This window comes from Chromobacterium sp. Ag138, from assembly GCF_055181315.1.
In genome coordinates this window covers 4630180-4651943 of sequence record NZ_JBUPWA010000001.1, presented here as the reverse complement: position 1 = coordinate 4651943, position 21764 = coordinate 4630180, and the positions used below count along the sequence as shown (strand labels likewise).

At 66.7% G+C, this 21764-nt stretch carries 16 protein-coding genes; 8 read left to right on the top strand and 8 right to left on the bottom strand.

Going from position 1 to position 21764, the window contains the following annotated elements; all coding sequences use genetic code 11:
* Nucleotides 1-136 precede the first annotated feature (136 nt).
* From ACY3GB_RS21635 to ACY3GB_RS21625, 3 genes are read left to right on the top strand one after another with little or no spacing between them, the layout of a single operon-like run.
* Nucleotides 137-1534, top strand: a complete 1398-nt coding sequence (locus ACY3GB_RS21635; protein WP_463090549.1) for an MATE family efflux transporter — start codon at nt 137-139, stop codon at nt 1532-1534.
* Complete coding sequence (gene murB, locus ACY3GB_RS21630) at nt 1531-2556, top strand: UDP-N-acetylmuramate dehydrogenase (protein WP_463090548.1); 1026 nt, start codon at nt 1531-1533, stop codon at nt 2554-2556. Before ACY3GB_RS21635 ends, murB begins: the two co-directional genes overlap by 4 nt.
* A gap of 39 nt (nt 2557-2595) precedes the next feature.
* Complete coding sequence (locus tag ACY3GB_RS21625; RefSeq protein WP_463090547.1) at nt 2596-3204, top strand: HAD family hydrolase; 609 nt, start codon at nt 2596-2598, stop codon at nt 3202-3204.
* On the opposite strand, the gene ACY3GB_RS21620 is transcribed toward ACY3GB_RS21625, so the two are convergent.
* Nucleotides 3199-3585, bottom strand: a complete 387-nt coding sequence (locus ACY3GB_RS21620) for an MAPEG family protein (protein ID WP_463090546.1) — start codon at nt 3583-3585, stop codon at nt 3199-3201. The genes ACY3GB_RS21625 and ACY3GB_RS21620 overlap by 6 nt on opposite strands.
* A gap of 35 nt (nt 3586-3620) precedes the next feature.
* Entirely contained in the window at nt 3621-4295 is a 675-nt protein-coding gene (locus ACY3GB_RS21615) for an energy-coupling factor ABC transporter permease (protein WP_463090545.1), read from the bottom strand.
* A 129-nt stretch (nt 4296-4424) separates the two neighbouring features.
* Here ACY3GB_RS21615 and nadC point away from each other — a divergent pair, with 129 nt between their 5' ends.
* Both nadC and ACY3GB_RS21605 read left to right on the top strand, forming a co-directional pair.
* Nucleotides 4425-5261 (top strand): carboxylating nicotinate-nucleotide diphosphorylase, encoded by an 837-nt coding sequence (gene nadC / locus ACY3GB_RS21610; protein WP_463090544.1) that lies wholly within the window; start codon nt 4425-4427, stop codon nt 5259-5261.
* A gap of 82 nt (nt 5262-5343) precedes the next feature.
* Complete coding sequence (locus ACY3GB_RS21605) at nt 5344-7215, top strand: sensor domain-containing diguanylate cyclase (RefSeq protein WP_463090543.1); 1872 nt, start codon at nt 5344-5346, stop codon at nt 7213-7215.
* Nucleotides 7216-7317: 102 nt separating this feature from the next.
* Here ACY3GB_RS21605 and ACY3GB_RS21600 read toward each other — a convergent pair whose 3' ends face one another.
* The 3 genes from ACY3GB_RS21600 to trxA form a co-directional block, all read right to left on the bottom strand.
* The gene (locus ACY3GB_RS21600; RefSeq protein ID WP_463090542.1) at nt 7318-7929 is read right to left on the bottom strand and encodes a CoA pyrophosphatase; all 612 of its coding nucleotides are present in this window, start codon (nt 7927-7929) and stop codon (nt 7318-7320) included.
* A gap of 110 nt (nt 7930-8039) precedes the next feature.
* A complete protein-coding gene (gene rho, locus ACY3GB_RS21595) occupies nt 8040-9296 on the bottom strand; it encodes a transcription termination factor Rho (protein ID WP_021476377.1) in 1257 nt (418 codons plus the stop codon).
* Nucleotides 9297-9422: 126 nt separating this feature from the next.
* Nucleotides 9423-9749: a thioredoxin TrxA gene (trxA, locus tag ACY3GB_RS21590; protein ID WP_463090541.1), complete on the bottom strand. Its 327-nt coding sequence runs from the start codon at nt 9747-9749 to the stop codon at nt 9423-9425.
* Between the two features lie 201 nt (nt 9750-9950).
* Between trxA and fabI the strand changes: the two genes are divergently transcribed.
* On the top strand, nt 9951-10739 hold the full coding sequence (gene fabI / locus ACY3GB_RS21585) for an enoyl-ACP reductase FabI (protein WP_021476379.1): 789 nt from the start codon (nt 9951-9953) through the stop codon (nt 10737-10739).
* Between the two features lie 110 nt (nt 10740-10849).
* On the opposite strand, the gene ACY3GB_RS21580 is transcribed toward fabI, so the two are convergent.
* The 3 genes from ACY3GB_RS21580 to ACY3GB_RS21570 are packed head-to-tail and all read right to left on the bottom strand — an operon-like array spanning nt 10850 to nt 18620.
* Nucleotides 10850-13258: a response regulator gene (locus ACY3GB_RS21580; protein WP_463090540.1), complete on the bottom strand. Its 2409-nt coding sequence runs from the start codon at nt 13256-13258 to the stop codon at nt 10850-10852.
* A complete protein-coding gene (locus tag ACY3GB_RS21575; protein ID WP_463090539.1) occupies nt 13255-14955 on the bottom strand; it encodes a chemotaxis protein CheB in 1701 nt (566 codons plus the stop codon). Before ACY3GB_RS21575 ends, ACY3GB_RS21580 begins: the two co-directional genes overlap by 4 nt.
* Entirely contained in the window at nt 14952-18620 is a 3669-nt protein-coding gene (locus ACY3GB_RS21570) for a response regulator (protein ID WP_463090538.1), read from the bottom strand. Before ACY3GB_RS21570 ends, ACY3GB_RS21575 begins: the two co-directional genes overlap by 4 nt.
* A 116-nt stretch (nt 18621-18736) precedes the next feature.
* Between ACY3GB_RS21570 and ACY3GB_RS21565 the strand changes: the two genes are divergently transcribed.
* Both ACY3GB_RS21565 and ACY3GB_RS21560 read left to right on the top strand, forming a co-directional pair.
* Entirely contained in the window at nt 18737-20869 is a 2133-nt protein-coding gene (locus ACY3GB_RS21565) for a two-component system response regulator (RefSeq protein WP_463090537.1), read from the top strand.
* Nucleotides 20870-20933: 64 nt separating this feature from the next.
* Nucleotides 20934-21683, top strand: a complete 750-nt coding sequence (locus ACY3GB_RS21560) for a 3'(2'),5'-bisphosphate nucleotidase CysQ (protein WP_463090536.1) — start codon at nt 20934-20936, stop codon at nt 21681-21683.
* Nucleotides 21684-21764 lie beyond the last annotated feature (81 nt).

Sequence of the window (21764 nt, the reverse complement as noted above, 5' to 3'; positions counted from 1 at the left end):
CGCCCTGCCGAGCGCCGGGGTCGATACCCGGCCGCGCAGCGTGTCGATGTCCACGGGGCTTGGCCGTCCTCATGCAGACAGTATGCGGGCGGGACGGCTATAATCGGCAGTTTCTGCCCCAAATCCGCAGGACCGCATGCTGTTCGAACTCAACCGCGCCTCGCGCGCCGAAATCCTGGCCGAAGCGCGCCAGATCGCCAGCCTCGCGCTGCCGATGATGGTCGCCCAGATCGCCCAGGTGGCCACCAGCTTCGTCGACACCGTGATGGCCGGCCGCGTCGGCACCGACGACCTGGCCGCGGTGTCGCTGGGCGCCAGCGTGTTCATCACCGCCTACGTGACGCTGATGGGCGTGGTCGCCGCGCTCAACCCCATCCTGTCCCACCACCTGGGCTCCCGCGACCAGCGCGCCTTCGGCCGCGACGCGGCCCAGGGCCTGTGGTTCGGCCTGCTGCTCGGCATGCTGGGCGGCGGCCTGATGCTGGCGCTGGAAGCGCCGCTGCGCCACTGGCTGCACCTGCCGCCCGACGTCACCGACAAGGTGATGCTGTTCATCACCGGCGCGGCCGTCGGCATGCCGGCGGCGATGATTCACCGCGCCTTGCACGCCTACGCGTCCAGCCTGGGCCACCCCAAGGCCATCATGGTGGTCAGCCTCTTGGCGCTGGCGCTGAACATTCCGCTCAACTACATTCTGATCCACGGCCTGTTCGGCATGCCGAAAATGGGCGGCGCCGGCTGCGGCTGGGCCACCGGCATCGCGTTCTGGTTCAACTGCCTGGCGCTGCTCGCCTATGTCAGCTGGCACCGCAATTTCCGCGACAACCGCATCCTGGCCGGGCTGGCCGCGCCGGATTGGCGCCGCTTCCTCGCCTTCCTGAAGCTGGGCGTGCCCATCGGCCTGTCCTTCTTCGTCGAAGTCAGCCTGTTCTCCTTCATCGCGCTGCTGATCGCCGAGCTGGGCACCGTGGTCGTGGCCACCCACCAGTCGGTGCTGAACTTCTCCAGCCTGATCTACATGCTGCCGCAGAGCGTGGCCACCGCGCTGTCGGTGCGGGTCGGCCACCACGCCGGCGCCGGCGACTACAAGGCCGCCCGCTTCATCTCCGGCGTCGGCATGCTGATGGGGCTGGCGATGGCCGGCGGCGCGATGCTGCTGGTGCTGCTGCTGCGCGAGCCCATCATGTGGATGTACAGCGCCGATCCCAGAGTGATCGCGATGGGCACCACGCTGCTGTTGTTCGCCGCCGTCTATCAGTTGACCGACGCCGCCCAAACCATCGCCTCCGGCGCGCTGCGCGGCTACAAGCTGACCGCCGTGCCGATGCTGATCCACATCACCTCGTTCTGGATGGTGGGCCTGGGCCTGGGCATGCTGCTGGGGCTGACCGACTGGATCGTGCCGCGGATGGGCATCTACGGCTTCTGGACCGCGCTGGTGATCAGCCTGACCGTGGCCGGCCTGCTTCTGACCTATTATCTGGCCCGCGCCAGCCGCAAGCGGCTGCACCGCGACCAAGGAATCCTGTTATGACCCTGCAGTTTCGCGCGGCTGTCGACCTGCGCCCCCACAACACCTTCGGCATGGCGGTCCGCGCCGCTCACTTTTGCCAGCTGGACGATGCCGCCGACCTGCCGGCCCTGCTCGCGCATCCGCTATACCGGCAAGGCCCGGTGCTGTGGCTGGGCGGCGGCAGCAACCTGCTGCTGACCCGCGACTACCCCGGACTGGTGGTGAAGGTGGCGCTGACGGGCATCCGCCTGCTGGACGAGGACGGCGACGACGTGATCGTCGAGGCCGCCGCCGGCGAAAACTGGCACGGCTTCGTCCAATACGCGCTGGCCCAGGGCTGGTATGGCCTGGAGAACCTCAGCCTGATCCCCGGCACCGTCGGCGCGAGCCCGGTGCAGAACATCGGCGCCTACGGCGTCGAGGTGAAGGACCGCCTGCTGGAGGTAGTCTGCGCGCAGCTGGACCGGAACGGCGAGGCGCTGACGCTGTCGAACGCCGAGTGCCGCTTCGGCTACCGCGACAGCGTGTTCAAGCGCGAGGCCGCCGGCCGGCTGCTGGTGACGGCGGTCCGTTTCCGGCTGTCCCGCCGCGCGGATCTGCGCACCGGCTACGGCGACATCCAGAAACAGCTGCAGGCGGACGGCGTGGAGCAGCCGACGCCGCTGGACGTCAGCCGGGCGGTGGTCGCCATCCGCCGGAGCAAGCTGCCCGATCCCGCCGTGCTGGGCAACGCCGGCAGCTTCTTCAAGAATCCGGTCATCGACGCCGGGCAGGCCGCCGCGCTGCTGGAGCGTCATCCGCAACTGCCGCACTATCCCGCCGCCGACGGCCGGGTCAAGCTGGCCGCCGGCTGGCTGATCGATCAATGCGGGCTGAAAGGCTATCGCGACGGCGACGCCGGCGTGCACGACAAACAGGCGCTGGTGCTGGTCAATCACGGCCAAGCCACCGGCGCCCAAATGCATGCGCTGGCACGCAAGGTGCAGGACTCGGTAAGCGAGAAATTCGGCGTGGCGCTGGAACCGGAGCCGCTGATCCTGTAAGCGCCCATCCCCCGACAACGCAATGTCTTTGGAGAGCAAATGAGCAAGCAAGCGGAAGTGCTGGTATTCGATCTGGGCGGCGTGCTGGTGGACTGGAACGGCATCGACCCGCTGCTGCGGCTGTCCGGCGGCCGGCTGGAACGCGAACAGGCGCGCCTGTTCTGGATCGACAGCCCCTGGGTGGCCAAGCTGGATTTGGGCGAATGCGCGCCGCGCGAGTTCGCCGCCGCGATGACCGACACGCTGCAGCTGGGCGTGGACGCCGACGCGATGCTCGGGCAGCTGTCCGACTGGCTGGCCGGCGCCTACCCCGGCGCGGCGGAATTGCTGGCCGAACTGTCGCGCCGCTTTCCGCTGGCCGCGCTCAGCAACAACAACGCGCTGCACTGGGACAAGATAGACCGCGAATTCGGCCTGCTGCCCCACTTCCGGCACACCTTCGCCTCCCACTTACTGCATCTGCGCAAGCCGGACGCCGCCATCTACCGCCACGTCCAGCAAACTCTGGGCGTCGCGCCCGAAGCCATCGCCTTCTTCGACGACAACATCGAATGCGTGGAGGCCGCGCGCGCTCAGGGCTGGCAAGCCTTCCACACCGCGGGCCTGCCCCAGGTCCGCGCCGCGCTGCAGGCGCAGGGCTGGCTATAAGGCGATCACGCCGCCGGCGCGCAGGAACAGGTAAAGCACGGCCAACAGGCCGATCAGCCAGGCCAGCGAACGCAGCGCCGCCTTGTCCGCCACGTACAGCAGGCCATGCGCGACGCGCGCCAGCGCGAACACGGCGGCGGCGGCGTTCATCTCCGCCACCGGCACCTTCATCAGCCAGGCGGCCGTAACCGCCGCCAGATAGGTGGGCAGCGCCTCCCAGGCATTCTGCTGCGCCCAGTTGGCGCGCTGGCGGCGGCCGTCCAGCTGCGCCGCCCACTCCCGCGGACGATGGTTGTCGTAACGGACCCCGGCCTTGGCCACGCCGGCCCAGATCAGCGGCAGCGCCGCGGCCAACAACAGACTCCATAGCACGAACGGCATCGACTCCTCCTTGTTTTGACAGCGGCAAACGCCGCTCAGCCGGGGCCCGGCTTGCCTCCAAGGTAGCGCCCGTCATCGAAAGTCGCCACCCAGCGCGGCTTGTACACCACCAGCACCGCGAGCAGCAAGCCCGTGGTGAAGGCTTCCGACCACGACAGCAGAAAATAATAAGGCAGCGCCTCCTCCAACAACGCGTCCCAAGGATAGGCGCCGGCCAGCCCCAGCGCCAGCACGCCGCACAAGGCCGCCGCCAGCAGGCTGGCTCCGCCGGCCAAAAAGCCGTTGACGAAGACGTAGATGAAGAAATGCGCGGGCAAGCGCCGCCGCGCCAGCTCCAGCATGCCGGACGTCACCGCCACCGCGGGCAGCGCCGTCAATAGCCAATTGAGCCCCAGCGCCCGCCAGTCGGCGTGGCCGGCCGCGGCCAGGGCCAGCTGCACCGCCGCCAGCGCCAGCATGGCCAGCCACGGCCCCATCAGCAAAGCGAACAAGGCCGCGCCCAGCAGATGGAAGGACAAGCCCGGCTGCAGGCCGCCGCGCAGCAGCCATAGCGCCAGGTCCAGCACGCAGGCCCCCATCCAGGCGTTCAGCGCCGCCGGGTCGAGCGCGCGCCATTTGACCCGGCAGGCGGCAAAAGCCAGCGCCGCGGCCGCGAGCGCGCCGCCCAGCCACGGCGCCCAGCCGGCAAACAGCAATGCGGACAAATCCATGACGTTCAAATTAAAAGAAACCGGGCTCCAGCATAACAGATGCCCGCCTCCCTTCCCGGACTTTCGCCGCCGCCGGACGCGCCAACTCGGCCGCCTGCCGTTACAATACGCTTTTGGATGGAGACCTTCATGCTGCCTGCCCACCACCTGATCGCCCAACACGTATCTCTGGCCCTGGCCGAAGATATCGGCCCCTGCGACTGGACCGCCCGACTGATAGCCGCCGACAAAACCGGCGCCGCCCGCGTGATCGCGCGCGAAGACGGGGTGATCTGCGGCCAGGCCTGGTTCGACGAGTGCTTCCGCCAGGTGGATACTCGCTGCGCGGTGGAGTGGCTGGCGGCCGAGGGGGAACGCGTGGAAGCGGGCCGCGAGCTGTGCCGGATCAGCGGCCCGGCCCGCGCGCTGCTCACCGCCGAGCGCAGCGCGCTCAATTTCCTGCAGTTGCTGTCCGGCGTCGCCAGCGAGACCCGCCGCTATGTCGACGCGGCAGCCGGCCATCGCGCCCGCATCCTGGACACCCGCAAAACCGTGCCCGGCCTGCGCCTGGCGCAAAAGTACGCCGTCACCGTGGGCGGCGGCGCCAATCAGCGCATCGGCTTGTTCGACGGCATCCTGATCAAGGAAAACCACATCATGGCCGCCGGCGGCGTCGCCCAGGCGATGGCCCAGGCGCTGGCCGACCTGCCGCCGGGCGTCACGCTGCAGATCGAGGTGGAGTCGCTGCCGCAACTGGAGGACGCGCTGAACCACGGCACCAAACTGGTGCTGCTGGACAATATGTCGCTCGACGACATGCGCCGCGCGGTGAAGATCAGCGCAGGCCGCGCCGAACTCGAAGCCTCGGGCGGCATAGACCTCGACAGCGTGCGCGCCATCGCCGCCACCGGCGTCGACCGGATCTCCGTGGGCAAGCTGACCAAGGACGTGCGCGCGCTGGATCTGTCGATGCGCTTCACCCTGTAACGCGCTACGCAGCCATGGGCAGAGCTGTCATACTGGGGACATGCCTACTATAAGCAAAGCATAACCCTTACCGTTCATGGACATGACTCCGCCCAGATTCGGCTCCCGCTCCGCCCGCCACGCCAAATGGGGCGCCGCGCTATTGTTGCTGGTGACCCTCGCGCTGCTGGCAGTGGACCTGTCCACCAGCTACCGCCAGCAGGAAACCGAGGCCGGCCGGCAGGCCAGCGGCCTCAGCCAGCTGCTGGCGGAAAGGCTGAGCTCCGGCATACACGAAGCCGGCCTGATCCTGCAGAGCAGCAACCAGATTCCCGAAGTCCAGCACCTGCTGCGCAGCGGCGCGCTGGAGCCCGGCGCGCGCCAGAACCTGACGCAGAAACTGCAGCAGCAGCTGCAGCTGGCGCCCTACCTCAGCCGCGTCGAAATCGTGGACACCGCCTGCCAGACGGTGTTCAGCAGCAAGCGCGACAGCCCATCCCACCCGCACCACAACGAATTCTGCCGCTGGCTGCACCGGATCGATCCCCAGGAAAGCAACTACACCACGGTGATACACAGCCCCACCGACGGCGGCATCGTGCTGGCCAACAAGCTGTACGACGGCGAAGGCAATCTGATCGGCATGGCCACCGGCCTGATCAAGCACAACTTCATCCAGGACGAGGTCAGCCGGCTGACGGTGGGGGAGCACGGCGAGATCCTGGTGCTGGACCAGCGCCAGCTGACGGTGACGCGCTGGCCGCAAACCAACGGCAACGACCCGCAAAGCTACCGGCCGCTGCAGCCGCGCGAGATCCTGTCCCACGACCCCGGGCAGATGCTGTTCGACGCGCCGTCCAGCTTCGACGGCCGCGAGCGGCTGTACAGCATGCGCCAGACCGGCAACTACCCGTTCCAGGTGGCGGTGGGCCTGTCGCGGCGCGACTTCACCCGCTACGTCTGGGACAAGGCCTGGCTGGCGATCCCCGGCTGGCTGTTCCTCGCCGCGCTGACCCTGCTGGCGCTGCGCAAGCACCTGTCCAATCTGCGCCAGCACCAGCAGCTGCTGCAAGGCAACGAACGCATCCGCGCCAGCGAGGAGCAGGCCAGGCTGATTCTCGACACCGCGCCGCTGGCGCTGCTGCTGGTCAATCCCCAGACCATCCGCATCCGCCACGCCAACTCACCGGCGCGGGAAATGCTGGGCCTGCCGCCGCGCGACCCCGAACAGGCCGCCGACAATGAACTGAACCTCCCCTTGAAGCTGCAGCCGGTTGAGCAATGGCTGCGCGAGGGAGAGGACGCGTTGCAGCAAGAGGTGGAGCTGGAGCTGGAAGACAAGAGCAGGCTGTGGGCGATCGCCTCGCTGCGCCGGCTGGGACACGACAGCCAGCCATCCGCGCTGATCGCGCTGTACGACATCTCCGGCCGCAAGCTGCTGGAACAGCAATTGCACGAAAGCAATCAGCAACTGGCTGAAATGGCGGTCACCGACCCGCTGACCCGCCTGTACAACCGCCGCCACGCCGACATGGTGCTGCGCGACGAGATCAGCCGCTGCGAACGCTACGGCCAGACCATGGCCATCGCGGTGTTCGACATCGACCACTTCAAGCGCTTCAACGACCAATATGGCCACCAGGCCGGCGACGACGTGCTGGTGGCCGTCGCCAACGCGCTGCGCGACACCACCCGCAACACCGACATCAACGCGCGCATCGGCGGCGAGGAGTTCATGGTGATCTTCCCCTACACGCGGCTTCGCGACGCGCAAAAAGTGATGAGCCGGCTGCAGATCGCGTTGACCCACACCACCTTCCCCTTTGTCGAGCAGCGCATCACTTTCAGCGGCGGCGTCACCGACTGGCGGCCGGGCGACAGCCCGGCGCTGATGATGTCGCGCGCCGACAAGCTGCTGTACGACGCCAAGCAGTCAGGCCGCAACGTGGTGCTGTCGGATCAGGAAGAAGCGTAGAGCCTGGCCTGCCCGAGACGCCACGCTTGGCAATCCCGGGCGACGCGGCGGAGAACGGCGTGACAGGGATGACCCGCCCGCAGAACGGCTTTGGGTGGGCGCCTAAATCGATGCGCCGCCCAGCGCGTCGGCCAGCATCCACATCATCGCCGCGGTCGCGCCCCAGATGGTGTGCCGGTCCCACTGCAGCGACAAGTACTGGCCGGCCACGCCGTCGCGGACATAATCGTGGCGGCTGTACGCCTGCCGGTCCAGCAACAGCGGCAGCGGCACTTCGAACACCTCGGCCACCTCGTCCGGCGCCGGCGCCAGCGCCAGCGGCGGATGCAGCAGCCCCACCACCGGCGTGACCAGATAGCCGGTCACCGTCACGTATTCCGGCAGGCTGCCCAGCACCCGCACCGATGACTCCGGCAGGCCGGTCTCCTCGCGCGCCTCGCGTAGCGCGGCCGCCTGGGCCGAGGCGTCGCCGCTCTCCAGCTTGCCGCCGGGAAAGCTGACCTGGCCGGGATGGCTGGACAAATGGTCGGTGCGGCGGGTGAACAACACCGTGGCGCCGTCCGCATGCCACACCAGCGGCACCAGCACCGCGGCCGCCTTCAGCCCGGGCGACGCCGCCCGATAGGGCAGATCGGCCACCCGGCCGGTGAAATCGTAGGACTGCAGCCGTCCGGCGATCATCGCGGCGGCCTTGTCTGCCTCCATGGACCACATATCGTTATCCTTTTGTCTCCCGGCGCCCGCTCTTGCGGCGGACATGTCTCCAATGTACCAAAAAAAATGCCAGACCGGCATGGTCTGGCATCTTGGCTGGCGGATATCGCTCAGCGGCGCATCGAGTCGAAGAAAGCCTGGTTCGACTTGGTGGCCTTGATCTTGTCCTGCAGGAATTCCATCGCCTCCAGGTCGTCCATCGGGTACAGCAGCTTGCGCAGCACCCAGATGCGCTGCAGCTGATCCTGCGGAATCAGCAGCTCTTCGCGGCGGGTGCCGGAGCGGTTGATGTTCATCGCCGGGAAGATGCGCTTTTCGGCCATCTTGCGGTCCAGATGGATTTCGCAGTTGCCGGTGCCCTTGAATTCTTCGTAGATCACATCGTCCATGCGGCTGCCGGTGTCGATCAGCGCGGTGGCGATGATGGTCAGGCTGCCGCCCTCCTCCACATTGCGCGCGGCGCCGAAGAAGCGCTTGGGGCGCTGCAGCGCGTTGGCGTCCACGCCGCCGGTCAGCACCTTGCCGGAAGCCGGCACCACGGTGTTGTAGGCGCGGGCCAGACGGGTGACGGAATCCAGCAGGATGACCACGTCTTTCTTGTGCTCGACCAGGCGCTTGGCTTTCTCGATCACCATCTCGGCGACCTGCACGTGGCGGGTGGCCGGCTCGTCGAAGGTGGACGACACCACTTCGCCGCGCACCGAGCGTTGCATTTCCGTCACTTCTTCCGGACGCTCGTCGATCAGCAGCACGATCAGCACCGCGTCGGGGTGGTTGGCGGTGATGGCGTGGGCGATGTGCTGCAGCATCACGGTCTTGCCGGACTTCGGCGGCGCCACCAGCAGCGCGCGCTGGCCGCGGCCGATCGGCGCGATCAGGTCGATGATGCGGCCGGTGATGTTTTCTTCGGCGCGGATGTCGCGCTCCAGCTTGAACTGCTCGGTCGGGAACAGCGGCGTCAGATTCTCGAACAGAATCTTGTGCTTGGAGTTCTCCGGCGCCTCGCCGTTTACCTTATCCACTTTCACCAGCGCGAAATAGCGCTCGCCGTCCTTGGGCGTGCGGATCTCGCCTTCGATCGAATCGCCGGTATGCAGGTTGAAACGGCGGATCTGGGAAGGGCTGACGTAGATGTCGTCCGGGCCCGCCAGATAGGAGGTATCCGGGCTGCGCAGGAAACCGAAGCCATCCGGCAACACTTCCAGCGTACCCTCGCCGAAAATGCTCTCGCCCTTCTTGGCCTGGTTCTTCAAAAGCGCAAAGATCAGGTCCTGCTTGCGCAACCGGTTGGCGCCGTCGATCTCGTTGGAAATGGCCATTTCAACGAGCTCGGATACATGGAGATGTTTGAGATCAGATAAGTGCATAGCGGTCGTGAGGTCGACTCGGTAGTAATGAGGCGGAGCGCCTATCGGGGGTGTGGAAGCGTAAACGAAACGGGCGGCTTGCTTATGCCACCCGTCATGAAAGATTGTGCGTGGAGAATAGACGCTTTACAGTTGACTGTCAATGAAGGCGGTCAGCTGGCTCTTGGACAGCGCGCCGACCTTGGTGGCGGCGACTTGGCCGTCCTTGAACAGCATCAGGGTCGGGATGCCGCGGATGCCGAATTTGGGCGGAGTCTGCTCGTTCTGGTCGATGTTCAGCTTGGCGATTTTCAGCTTGCCTTCGTATTCCTTGGCCACTTCGTCCAGGATCGGGGCGATCATCTTGCACGGACCGCACCATTCGGCCCAGTAATCGACCAGCACCGGGCTGTCGGCCTTCAGGACTTCGTTTTCGAAAGAATCGTCGGTTACGTGCAGGATCAGATCGCTCATGGCTTCCTCGTCAAAATTTAGTGTGCTTAATTCGGGATGGTAGCAAGCGGCGGAGCGGGCGGCAACCTGCGCCACAAAGTTCCGATCCCCCTCCGCCCAAGGGGTTATCCTTGCCGAAACCGGCGCTTAGCTTCCACGACGCTGCTGCAAACCGCCGGCATTCGGTATAATGGCTGGCTGTTTACATATGAAGGACACCAAATGGGCTTTCTGCAAGGCAAGAAAATCCTGATCACCGGCATGATCTCCAACCGCTCGATCGCCTATGGCATCGCCCAGGCCTGTCATCGCGAAGGCGCCGAGCTGGCGTTCACTTACGTGGTGGACAAGCTGGAGGACCGTGTCCGCGAAATGGCGGCCGATTTCGGCTCCAAGCTGGTTTACCGCTGCGACGTGCAGAACGACGACGAGATCAATCAGCTGTTCGCCGACCTCGCCAAGCAATGGGACGGTCTGGACGGCCTGGTGCACTCGATCGGCTTCGCACCGCGCGAAGCGCTGGAAGGCGACTTCCTGGATTCTCTGAGCCGCGAAGCGTTCCAGATCGCCCACGACGTGTCGTCCTACAGCTTCCCGGCGCTGGCCAAGGCCGCGCGTCCGATGATGCAGGGCCGCAAGGCCGCGCTGCTGACGCTGTCCTACCTGGGCGCGGTGCGGGCGATTCCGAACTACAACGTGATGGGCCTGGCCAAGGCCAGCCTGGAAGCGTCGGTGCGCTTCATGGCCGCCAGCCTGGGCAAGGAAGGCATCCGCGTCAACGGCATCTCCGCCGGTCCGATCAAGACCCTGGCCGCCGCGGGCATCTCCGGCTTCTCCAAGTTGCTGAACATGGCCTCCAGCCAGGCCTGCCTGCGCCGCAACGTGACCACGGAAGAGGTGGGCAACGCCGCCGCCTTCATGCTGTCCGACCTGGCCTCCGGCATCACCGGCGAGATCACCTATGTCGACGCCGGCTACAGCGTCAATGCCTTGAACGTGCCGGAAGAATAAACGCCTCCGCGTTCCAGACGCCGACGGCGCAGGCACTGCCTGCGCCGTTTTACATTCAGGCCCCGCCAGCAAAGCCCTCTCCGCCTCTTGCGCGCCGCGCGCCATGCGCGTCAATCCAGCGCCTTCCCCTCGTCCAGCGCGCGCAGCGCCTCGATGGAGCAGCCGAAGGCCCGGTCCAGGTCCGGCAGCAGATTCACGGCCGACGCCAGATCCTCGCCCTTGCCCAGTTGCTCCAGCGCCAGGCACAGCGAGGCCAGCGGCTGGGCGCCCACGCTGCCGGCGCAATTCTTCAGCGCATGCGCCGCGCGGAACAGGCCGGCGCCATCTCCGGCGTCCACCGCCTGCCGAATGTCGATCAGCAGCCGCGGCCCCTCGTCCATCCAGGCGCTCAGCATGCGCGGCAGCAAATCCGCCTTGATTCCCCGGATCGCATCCAGCGTGCCGGCGTCCAGCCACTCTCCATCGCGGCGCTCCGCATCGCCCGCCGCCGCCGCCGGCCCGGCAGGCGCCTCATCCCCCAAAGGCAGCCAGCGTGCCAGCGCCGCCCCTAGCTCCTGCTGGGTAAAAGGTTTGGCCAGATAATCGTCCATGCCGGCCTCCAGGCAGCGCTCCCGCTCGCCCAGTCCGGCATTGGCGGTCAGGGCGACGATGGCCAGGCGCGCGCCATCGCCGCGCGCCTTCTCCCTTTCCCGGATCGCGCCGGTGGCCTGCCAGCCGTCCATCACCGGCATCTCGCAGTCCATCAGCGCCAGATCGAACGCGCCGTCCTGCCACAAGCGCAGCGCCTCTTCGCCATTGCGCGCCAGCGCCATCTCGCAACCCAGATTTCCCAACATCGCCGTCGCCAGTTCCTGATTGACCAGATTGTCCTCCACCAGCAGGACCCGGCCCTTCAACTTCGGCTGCCGGTCGTCTCCGCCCCCTTCCCCCGGCCCCGCCCTGGCGACGGACGATCCCAGCTGCAACAGGGCGTTGTACAGCTCGGACCGCCGCACCGGCTTGGTCAGCACCTGGCGCGCCAGTTGCGCGGCGCCGTTCAACTGCTGGAGGTCGTCGGCGGCGGAGCTGAGGATGATGGCCGGCGGCGCCGACGTCCCCAGCCGCTCCCGCACCAGGCTCAGGAACATCTGCCCGTCCATCTCCGGCATCATCATGTCGGAGATGATCAGATCCGCCTCATGCCCCGCAACCAGCCAGTCCAGCGCCTTCCCCGGCTCATGAAAGGCGTGGATGTGGCACTTCCACGACGCCAGCTGCTGTTCCAGGATTTCCAGATTGGTGACGTTGTCGTCCAGCACCAGCACCCTCATCCGCGCCACGCCGTCGGCCGGAGGCGGCGACGGCTGGCTGCTCGGCGCGCGCGGCAGGGTCAGCGTGAAGTGGAACTCGGCGCCGGCGCCGGGCTCGCTCGCCAATTCGATGCTTCCGCCCATCATGCCCACCAGCCGCTGGGAGATCACCAGGCCCAGCCCGGTGCCGCCGAAGCGCCGGGTGGTGGAGCTGTCGGCCTGGGAGAAAGGCTGGAACAGCCGCTTCTGCTGCTCCGGCGAGATGCCGATGCCGGTATCCCGGACGCTGATCCGGCATGTCAGCGCCGACGCCGTTTCCGCCACGCTGTCCACGCGCGCCAGCACCTGGCCGGACTCGGTGAACTTGATCGCGTTGCCCAGCAGATTGGTCAGCACCTGGCCCAGGCGCTTGCCGTCGCCGACCACGTCCACCGGCATCAGCGGCAGCGAGCACATCAGCTCCAGCCCCTTGCCATAGGCTACCGGCGCCAGCCGCTCGACGATTTCTTCTACCAGCAGATTGAGAGAAAACGGCCGGTTGTCCAATTCGAACTTGCCGGCTTCTATCTTGGAGAAGTCCAGGATGTCGCTGATGATGGCCAGCAGGTTCTCGCCGGAACGATGCACCACGCTGACGTAGTGGCGCTGCCGCTCGTCCAGCCGGGTTCGCCGCAGCAGATCGGTCATGCCGATCACGCCGTTGAGCGGCGTGCGGATTTCATGGCTCATCACCGCCAGGAATTCGCTTTTGGCGCGATTGGCCGCCTCCGCCGCGTCGCGCGCCTCGGTCAGTTGGGCGTTGGCATCCAGCAAGGCCTGGCTGCGGGCCTCCAGCGCCATCTCGCGCTCATGCAGCTTCTGGTACAGCCGGACGCGATTGAGCAGCAGGTTGTCGTCCAGCGGCTTCATCAGGTAATCCACCGCGCCCAGGCCGTAGCCGCGGCCGATGAATTCGTCGGCCTTGAAAATGGCGGTGACGAAAACGATGGGAATGCCGCGCGTGCGTTCGGTCATCTGCAGATGGCTGGCGGTTTCGAAGCCGTCCATGCCCGGCATCTGCACGTCGAGCAGGATCAAGTTGACCTCCCGCTCCAGCGTGATCAGCAGGGCCTCCTCGCCGGAGCCCGCCTCCAGCACCTCGCAATCGTCCAGCCGGCCCAGCAGAGCCTGCAGGGTGACGCGGTTGTTGCCGTTATCGTCCACCACCAGTATCACGAATTTCCGGCTCATGACGCGGCGCTCCGTCCCACGCGATAGATATGGCTGCCGCTGCGATAGAGCTCGAAGCCCATGTCCAGCGCCAGGCGGTTCAGGCCGTCCTGCGGCCCCAGCACCAGGAAGCCCTCGGCATGCAGCGATTGCGCGAAGCGCCGCAGCACCTGGCGCTGCAGTTCGGTGTCGAAATAGATCAGCACATTGCGGCAGACCACCAGCTGGAATTCATTGAAGATGCCCTCGTCGGTCAGCGAGTGGCGGTAGAACAGGATACGCTGGCGCAGATGGTCGTCGGCCTGCAAGAAGCGGCCGTTCCGCGACAGATAAGCGTCGAACAGCCGCTTGCCGCCGCTGCCCAGGTAGTTGGCGCGGTTGGCCTCCAGCGCCTGGGCGGGAAACAGCGCGCTGCTGCCCTGGGCCAGCAGATAGGGATTGAAGTCGGTGGCGAACAGGTGGCTGCGGTCCAGCAGGCCCAGCTCGTCCAGCACGATGGCCAGCGAGTAGGCTTCCTCGCCGCTGGAGCAGCCGGCCGACCACAGCTTGATCAGCGGAAAGCTGGACAGGTAGGGCAGGATTTCCTCGCGAAGCAGCTTCAGCTGCTCAGGATGGCGGAAGAAGCTGGTCACGCCCACCGGCAGCTCCGCGCACAGGCGTTCGAACAGCGACACGTCGGACAGCACCGCGCGCTGGAAATCGGCGAAGCCGCCCATGTGGAACTGCCCCATCAGGTTGCGGATGCGGCGCCTCAGGCTGTCGCGCTGGTAATTGCGGAAATCGTAGCCGTAATGGCTGACCAGCGCCGCCAGGAACAGCTCCAACAGCTCGCCCTCCGGCTGGGCCCCGGCGCCGGCCGCCGCGGCGGCGGCCACGCTGGCGATCGCCGGCAGCCTCATCAGGTAATCGTAATGGCCGGCGTTGCGCGCCGCGTCCGGCATCACGCGCGCCGGCGCGCATTCGCCGCCGTCCTGGATGATCACGCAGGCGCCGGCGGCGCGCAGCGCGGCGCAGCCGTCGGTGCCGTCCTGGCCGAAGCCGCACAGCAGCACCGCCATCGCCTCCGCGCCGTATTCGCCGGCCAGCGACTCGAACAACACGTCTATCGACGGCCGCGCGAACTGGATCTGGCGGTCTCGGGTGAGATAGACAAAGCCATGGCCCACCCGCATGTGGTGGCCGGGCGGGGCCACGTAGATCGTCCCCGGCTGCACCGGCGCCATATGCTGCGGCATTTCCACGCGGTAGCCGGTGCGCGACTTCAGCAACTGGTCGAGCAGATTCACCTGATTTTCCTGCACATGCTGGGCGACGAAGACCGCCATCTCCGACACCGGCAGCCGCTCGACGATGTGCAGGATGCATTCCAGGCTTTGCGCGGACCCCGCCAGCGCCAGCGCCCGCGGATTCGGCCGCGCTTCAACCGGCGCGGTCTGGCCGGACACCAGCCGCACGGGCAGGTTCAGCCGCGTCAGGCTGTGCGCCAGCAAGGCATGGTAGGCGACAATCTTCAGCTTGCCGCCGCCGTTCAGCCGATCCGCCATCGCGCACAACAGCTCCACGCACAACAGATCGGCGTCGTAAAAGCTCAACTCCAGCGCCTGCTCCGGATTGGCGCGCAGCAGATCCAGCACCACATTGCGGTCCTCCTGCCGGTCCAGCCGCCCCAGAATGGCGACCTTGCACTGGCCGGAGCGCTGCTGCACCGTCACGCTCACTTAGCCCGCCCCCCGCACCATTGCGCCACTTTGGCCACCAGCACGTCGTAATCGACCGGCTTGGACAGATAGTCGTCGGCGCCGGTGGCCAGGATCTTCTCGCGCTCGGCCGGCAGCGCCTTGGCCGTGATCGCCACCACCGGAATGTCCTTCCAGGCCGGATTGGCGCGGATGGCGGCGATGGCCTGGTAGCCGTCCATTTCCGGCATCATGATATCCATCAGCACCAGATCCACGGACTGGTGCTGCAGGAATTCCAGCGCCCGCCGGCCGTTGACCGCGCTGTTGAGCTTGGCGCCGTGCCGCTCCAGCGCCGCGGTGATCACGAACAGATTGCGCGGATCGTCATCCACCACCAGCACGTGCCGGTCGGCCAGCAGCTTGCTGCCAGGGGGCGCGATCGGGGCCTTGAGCTCGGCCCGCTGCCTGGGCACGTCCTGCAGGAAGCGCTCCACGTTTTCCAGCAGCCGCTGGCCGGCCTGCGGCGTCTTGACGATCACGCAGTCAGAATAGGCCCGCAACGCCGCCTCGTCCTCTTCGCTGGGCTTGCCGCTGGCGTAAAACACCAGCGAGATGTCGGGATCGACGCCGCGCAAGGCCTCGGCGACGGCCATGCTGTCGGCGATCTCCGCCTCGCCCAGGTCCAGCACCGCCAGTTGACTATGATGCCGCTTCAGCAGCGCCTTCCAGTCGGCGTCCGGCGCGGCCGCCACGATGTCGCCGCCGATGCCGCCCACCAACTTGGACACCTCGTCGCGGCTGATGCCGCCCCGCTCCACCACCAGGATGCCGCCGCTCTTGCCCCCCACCGCCTTGACCAGCTCGGCCTCGGCCGCCGCCAGCAGCTTGTCGCTGGCGGGCTTGCGCAGGAAGCCGATGGCGCCCTGCTGCAGCAGCGCCTCGTCGCGGTCGCGCGCCGACACGATGTAGACCGGGATGTCCGCCAGCGCAGGCCGCGTCTTGATCTCGTGCAGCACCTGGGTGCCGTCCATGTCGGGCAGACCAAGGTCCAGCAGGATGCCGGCTAGCCCGTGCTCGGCGGCCAGCGCCAGCCCCTCCTCGCCGGTCTGCGCCAGCAGCGTCTTGTAGCCCAGCCGCCGGTTCATCGCCACCAGCATCTGGCCGAACACCGGATCGTCGTCTATCAGCAGAATCGCCTTGTCGCCTCGCCGCAGCGCCGCCCTGTCGTCCGCCACCGCCAGCGAAACCGCCCCGGCCGACGCCGCTTCCGGCCTGCCGCGATCAGGCAGCCAGACGATGAACTCGCTGCCTTCGCCCGGCTCGCTTTCCAGCTCGATGGTGCCGCCCAGCATCTGGGCGAAACGCAGGCTGATGGTGAGGCCCAGGCCGGTGCCGCCGAATTCGCGCGAGGTGGAGCCGTCGGCCTGCTGAAACGCCTCGAAGATCACGCTTCGCTTCTCCGCCGGGATGCCGATGCCGCTGTCGCGCACGCTGATGCGTATCGGCAGCGCCGCGTCCGGGTGGCGGCTCATGGAGAGCGTGACGCCGCCGCTGCGGGTGAACTTGATCGCATTGGTCAGCAGATTGCGCAGGATCTGCGACAGCTTGTCCGGATCGGATACGAAATCGCTGTTCAGGCTGTCGTCGACGACGAAGTTCAGCCCCTTGTCGCGCGCCAGATGCTCGAACATGCCTTGCAGCTCGCTGCATACGTCCCGGCTGCTCAGCGTGGCCAGATGCACGTCCATCCGCCCGGCTTCCACCTTGGACAGATCCAGCACGTCGTTGATCAGCCGCAGCAAATCCTCGCCGGAGCGGTGGATCACCTGCGCCCATTTCAGCGCCTCGTCCTTCACCGTGCCGTCCTCGTTGTTCACCATCATCTTGGACAGCAGGATGATGGAGTTCAGCGGCGTGCGCAGCTCGTGCGACATATTGGCGAGGAACTCCGACTTGTACTTGCTGGCCTGGTCCAGCTGCTTCGCCCTGGCCTCCTGCAGCAGCCTCGACTCTTCGAGCTCGCGGTTCTGCTGCTCCAGCTGCTGCTGCGACTCCTCCATCTGCGCATTGGTCTGCTGCAGCTCTTCGGTCTGCTGCCGCAGTTGCTGCTGCGCCTCTTCCATCTGCGCGTTGCTCTGCTGCAGCTCCTCCGATTGCTGTTGCAGTTGCTGCTGCTGCTCCTCCATCCGCGCATTGCTTTCGCGCAGCTGCTCGCTCTGCTCCCGCATTTCCTTTTCCGCCGCCTCGCTGGCGGCCAGCAGCTTGCGGATATGGACCCGCTGCTCGGCGACGAACAGGAAAGACGCCAGCATGCCGCCGACATTGGACAGGAACTCCAGCTTGCGCTCGTCGAAATGCTCGAAGCTGGACAGCTCGATCACGCCGACCAGCTCTTTTTCGTGCAGCAAGGGATAGGTGTAGGTGTAGCGCGGCAGAGCCAGCATGGTGCCGGTGACGATGGGCGCGGCGGCGTCATCGCCGCCGACTTCCAGGATGATGGGCTTGCGCTCGCGCGCCACCTGCCCCACCGCGCCCTCGCCCAGCGCGAAGCTGGCGCCCAGGTTGTTGCGCTCGGTGTACATATAGCTGCCGACCAGATCCAGCCGCAGCTCGTCCTCGCGGTACAGATAGAACACGCCGCGCCCGGCGTCCAGGTAGCGGCCGATCAGGCCGATGGCGGCGTCCGCCAGCTGCTCGGTGGACAGATCCCCGGTCAGCGCGGCGGAGATCTGGCTGTAGCCGTCCTTCAGCCAGTTGCGCCGCTCGTCCTCGGCGCGGGCGCCGCGCAGCATCCGTATCATCTCGTTGATGGCGATGCCCAGCCTGTCCTTGTCCGACGCCAGCTTCACCTCCTGGCTCAGGTCGCCCTGGCCGATGGCGTAGGCCCGGCTGGCCAGATCCTCCAGCGACGCGATCAGGCATTGCAGCCGGGCCATCAGGCTGCTGTCGTCGCCGGGCCGCAACAGGATGTCGCTCGCCAGGTCGCCCTCCGCCAGCCGCGCCGCGATGGCCGCCGCCTCGGAAGGCTCGCCGCCCAGCTGCCCCAGTATGGAGCGGCTGGTCCAGTAGCCGATCAACGCGATGGCGATCAGCATCAGCGCGCAGATCACCAGCGTCAGCACGATGGCGTTGTGCTTGGTGACGACGGCCTCGTCGGAAAACTTCTTGGCGATGACGATGTTGTAATCGATATGCTTGTCGATCAAGTCCAGCATCTGATCCGAAATCGGGTCCAGCGCCAGCAGCAACTGATGCGCCCGGGCCGGGCCCTGCCCGCCGCTGGCACCGGCCTGCAAAACCAGGTCCAGGCCGGCCTGATAGCGCTGCCAGACCGGTTTTTCCTTCTCCAGCCAGGACTTGTCTATTTCGTCGGCGAAGCAATTGCCGCCGACGCAGCCATCCGTTTCATAAGACCGAATCGAATTGCTCACCAGCTCGCGGGCCGCCTTGACCTTCTTTTCTATCTTGGCCCGCTCGCCCTTTTCCGTGTCGTAGTCGAGCCGCCCCGCCTGCGTGCTGCAATCCTGGAAGCCGCGCCGCAGCTCGCCCAGCACCTTGAGGCTGGGCACCGCGTTGGCGTTGCCGAAGTTGGCGCCGTCGTACACCTTCTCCATCAGGTATTGCTCCAGACCGGTCAACAGCGCCAGGCCCAACAGCGCCGCCAACACCAGCAATGCCATGTTCTTGCCGACAGTAAGCTTCACTCCGCTCTCCCGATCGCCGCCATGCCGATGTTGAAGTGTAGACAATTAGGAATACTACTAATGGATTTGAAAACGACTAGACTGGATGTGGTGGAATTATTTGCGGGAGAAGCCGAATGCCGGTGCCAGGTGACATTCTGGTTGTCGACGACACCATGACCGCGCTGATGATGCTGGTGGCCCTGCTGTCCACTCAGGGCTATCAGGTCAGCTCCGCCCAGAGCGGGACCGAAGCGCTGGACCTGGTGCAAAAACATCCGCCCGACCTGATCCTGCTGGATTTCAGCATGCCAGACATGGATGGGCTTGCCGTGTGCCGCGAGCTCAAGCAGAGCCCGCGCACCCGCGACATTCCCGTGCTGTTCCTCAGTTCGGTCAACGATTCGCAAACCAAGGTCGACGGCTTCGCCGCCGGCGCGGTCGACTTCATCATCAAGCCTTTCGAGCGCAGCGAGCTGTTGGCGCGCGTCAACACCCACCTCGACCTGGCCCGGCTGAAGAAACGGCTGAGCAAGCTGGTGGAAGAAAAGACCGAATCGCTGCGGTTGAGCGAGCAGCGCTTTCGCGCGCTGATCGAACAGGCGCCGGAGGCCATCCTGGTGTACAACCTGGACAGCGGCCGCTTCGTCGACGCCAACCAACAGGCGGAGAAACTGACCGGCCGCTCGCTGCAGGCGCTGGTCGGCACCAGCCCCACCTCGCTGTACGCGCCGGAACAGCCCGACGGCCTGCCCGTCGCGGAAAGCGTCACCCTTCACGCCGAGCGGGCGCAACAAGGCGAGATCGCGCCGTTCGAACGCATCCTGCAGCGCCCCGACGGCAGCACCATTCCCTGCGAAGTCCGGCTGAGCAAGCTGCCCAGCGAAACCGGCCACTTGCTCCGCGTCAGCTACATCGACATTTCCTCGCGTGTGGCCGCCCAGGAAAAAATCAACCGCCTCGCCTATTTCGACACGCTGACCGGCCTGCACAATGAAAGCGGGCTGCTGGAGCAATTGAACGCCTTGTTCGCCATCTCCGACCACCCCTTCGCCGCGCTGCTGGTGGACCTGGGCGACTTCAAGTTCATCAACGACGTGTACGGCAACCGCATCGGCGACCTGCTGCTGCGCCATGTCGCGCAGCGGCTGCGGAAAACGCTGGGGACGCGGGGACACGCCGCCCGGCTGGGGGGCGTGGAGTTCGCGGCCATCCTCACCGGCGTGGCGGACGCCGCCGAGGCGGAGACCATCGCCGGGCAGGTGCTGGATGCGATCAGCGAACCGTTCCCGGTGGACGAGATGATGCTCAGCCTGACCGCCAGCGTAGGCGTCAGCCTGGGTCCGGCGCACGGCGCCGACGGGCAGGAACTGCTGACCCGCGCCGACATGGCGCTATACCAGGCCAAGCAGCGCGGCACCCGCAGGATCCAGGTCTACGAAGAAGAGCTGGGCCGCCAGATGCGGGAGCGCGTCGAGCTGGAAAAATCGCTGCGCCATGCGATAGACCATGGCGAGCTGGTGCTGCACTACCAGCCGCAGATCGAGCTGTCCACCGGCCGCGTGGTGGGGGTCGAGGCGCTGGTGCGCTGGCAGCATCCGAAAAAAGGCATGATCCCGCCGATGCAGTTCATCCCCATCGCCGAACAGTCGGGCCTGATCCTGCCGCTGGGGCGCTGGGTGCTGCGCGAAGCCTGCCGCCAGCTGAAGGCGTGGCAGGACAAGGGCGGCGCCGAGCTGAGGATGGCGGTGAACCTGAGCGTCGCGCAATTCACCGACCACGAGCTGCCGGAATTCGTCGCCGGCGTGCTGAAGGAAACCGGGGTGGCCGCCCGCCACCTGGAGCTGGAAATCACCGAATCCTGCACCATGCTGTCGCCGCAGCAATCCATCACCATGATGGAGCAGTTCCGCGCGATGGGCATACACAGCTCGATAGACGACTTCGGCACCGGCCATTCCGCGCTGGCCTACCTGATCCGCTTCCCGGTGGACACGCTGAAGATAGACCAGTCCTTCATCCGCAATATCAACAATGACGAAAAAGGCACCGCGCTGTGCGACACCATCGCCTACCTCGCCCACCGCATGGGCCTGCAGGTGGTGGCCGAAGGCGTGGAAACCCAGCAGCAGCTGACTTTCCTGACCAGCATCCACGTCGACGTGGTGCAAGGCTACCTGCTGTGCAAGCCGCTGCCGGCCGCCGAGGTGGAGGACTTCATCCTGCGCCAGGCAGACGCCAAGCCCCAGCCCGGCGTGGAATACTTCTGACCCCAGCCATTGCCGCGTCCGCCGATACGGTGTATCACTCCGGCATCAACGCCAGGAGCCCCTCATGCCGGACGACCATCAACTCGCCGCCCACGCCGCCGCCGCGGCCGCCCGATTGCTGCTGGACCTGCGCCGCCGCCACCCGGAGGGCGGCAAGGCGCTGGGCGCGCGCGGCGACGCCGAATCCAACGCCTTGATCCTTGAACTGCTGCGCGCGGCGCGCCCGGACGACGGCATTTTGTCCGAGGAGTCCGCGCCGGATCCCGCCCGCCTGGGCGGGCGCAGGGTCTGGATCGTCGACCCGCTGGACGGCACCCGCGAATATTGCGAGCCAGGCCGCGACGACTGGGCGGTGCACGTCGCGCTGGCGGTGGACGGCGCCCCCGCCGCCGCCGCCGTGGCGCTGCCAGCCCGCGGCGAGCTGTTCTCCACCCCCGCCCCCCGGCTTGCCGCCGCGCCGTCGGGCCGGCTGAAAATCCTGGTCAGCCGCAGCCGCGCGCCGGCGCTGGCCGAACGCGTCGCCGCCCGGCTGGACGCCGAGCTGGCGCCGATGGGCTCGGCCGGCGCCAAGGCGATGGCGGCGCTGCGCGGCGAGGCCCACGCCTATCTGCACGCCGGAGGCATGAATGAATGGGACACCTGCGCGCCGGTGGGCGTGGCCTTGGCCGCCGGCCTGCACGCGTCGCGGATAGACGGCGCCCCCTGCATGTTCAACCAGGCGGACGTGAAGATGCCGGACCTGCTGATCTGCCGGCCAGAACTGGCGGAGACGCTGCTGGCGGCGATCACGGCGGAGCGGACGCCGGGCGATTAAATACCGCCCCAAACTCGCGGCGCACCTAGGCAAAACACGCCGACACAGGCCGTCAATCAAACACAGCCCTGAAACTGTTTC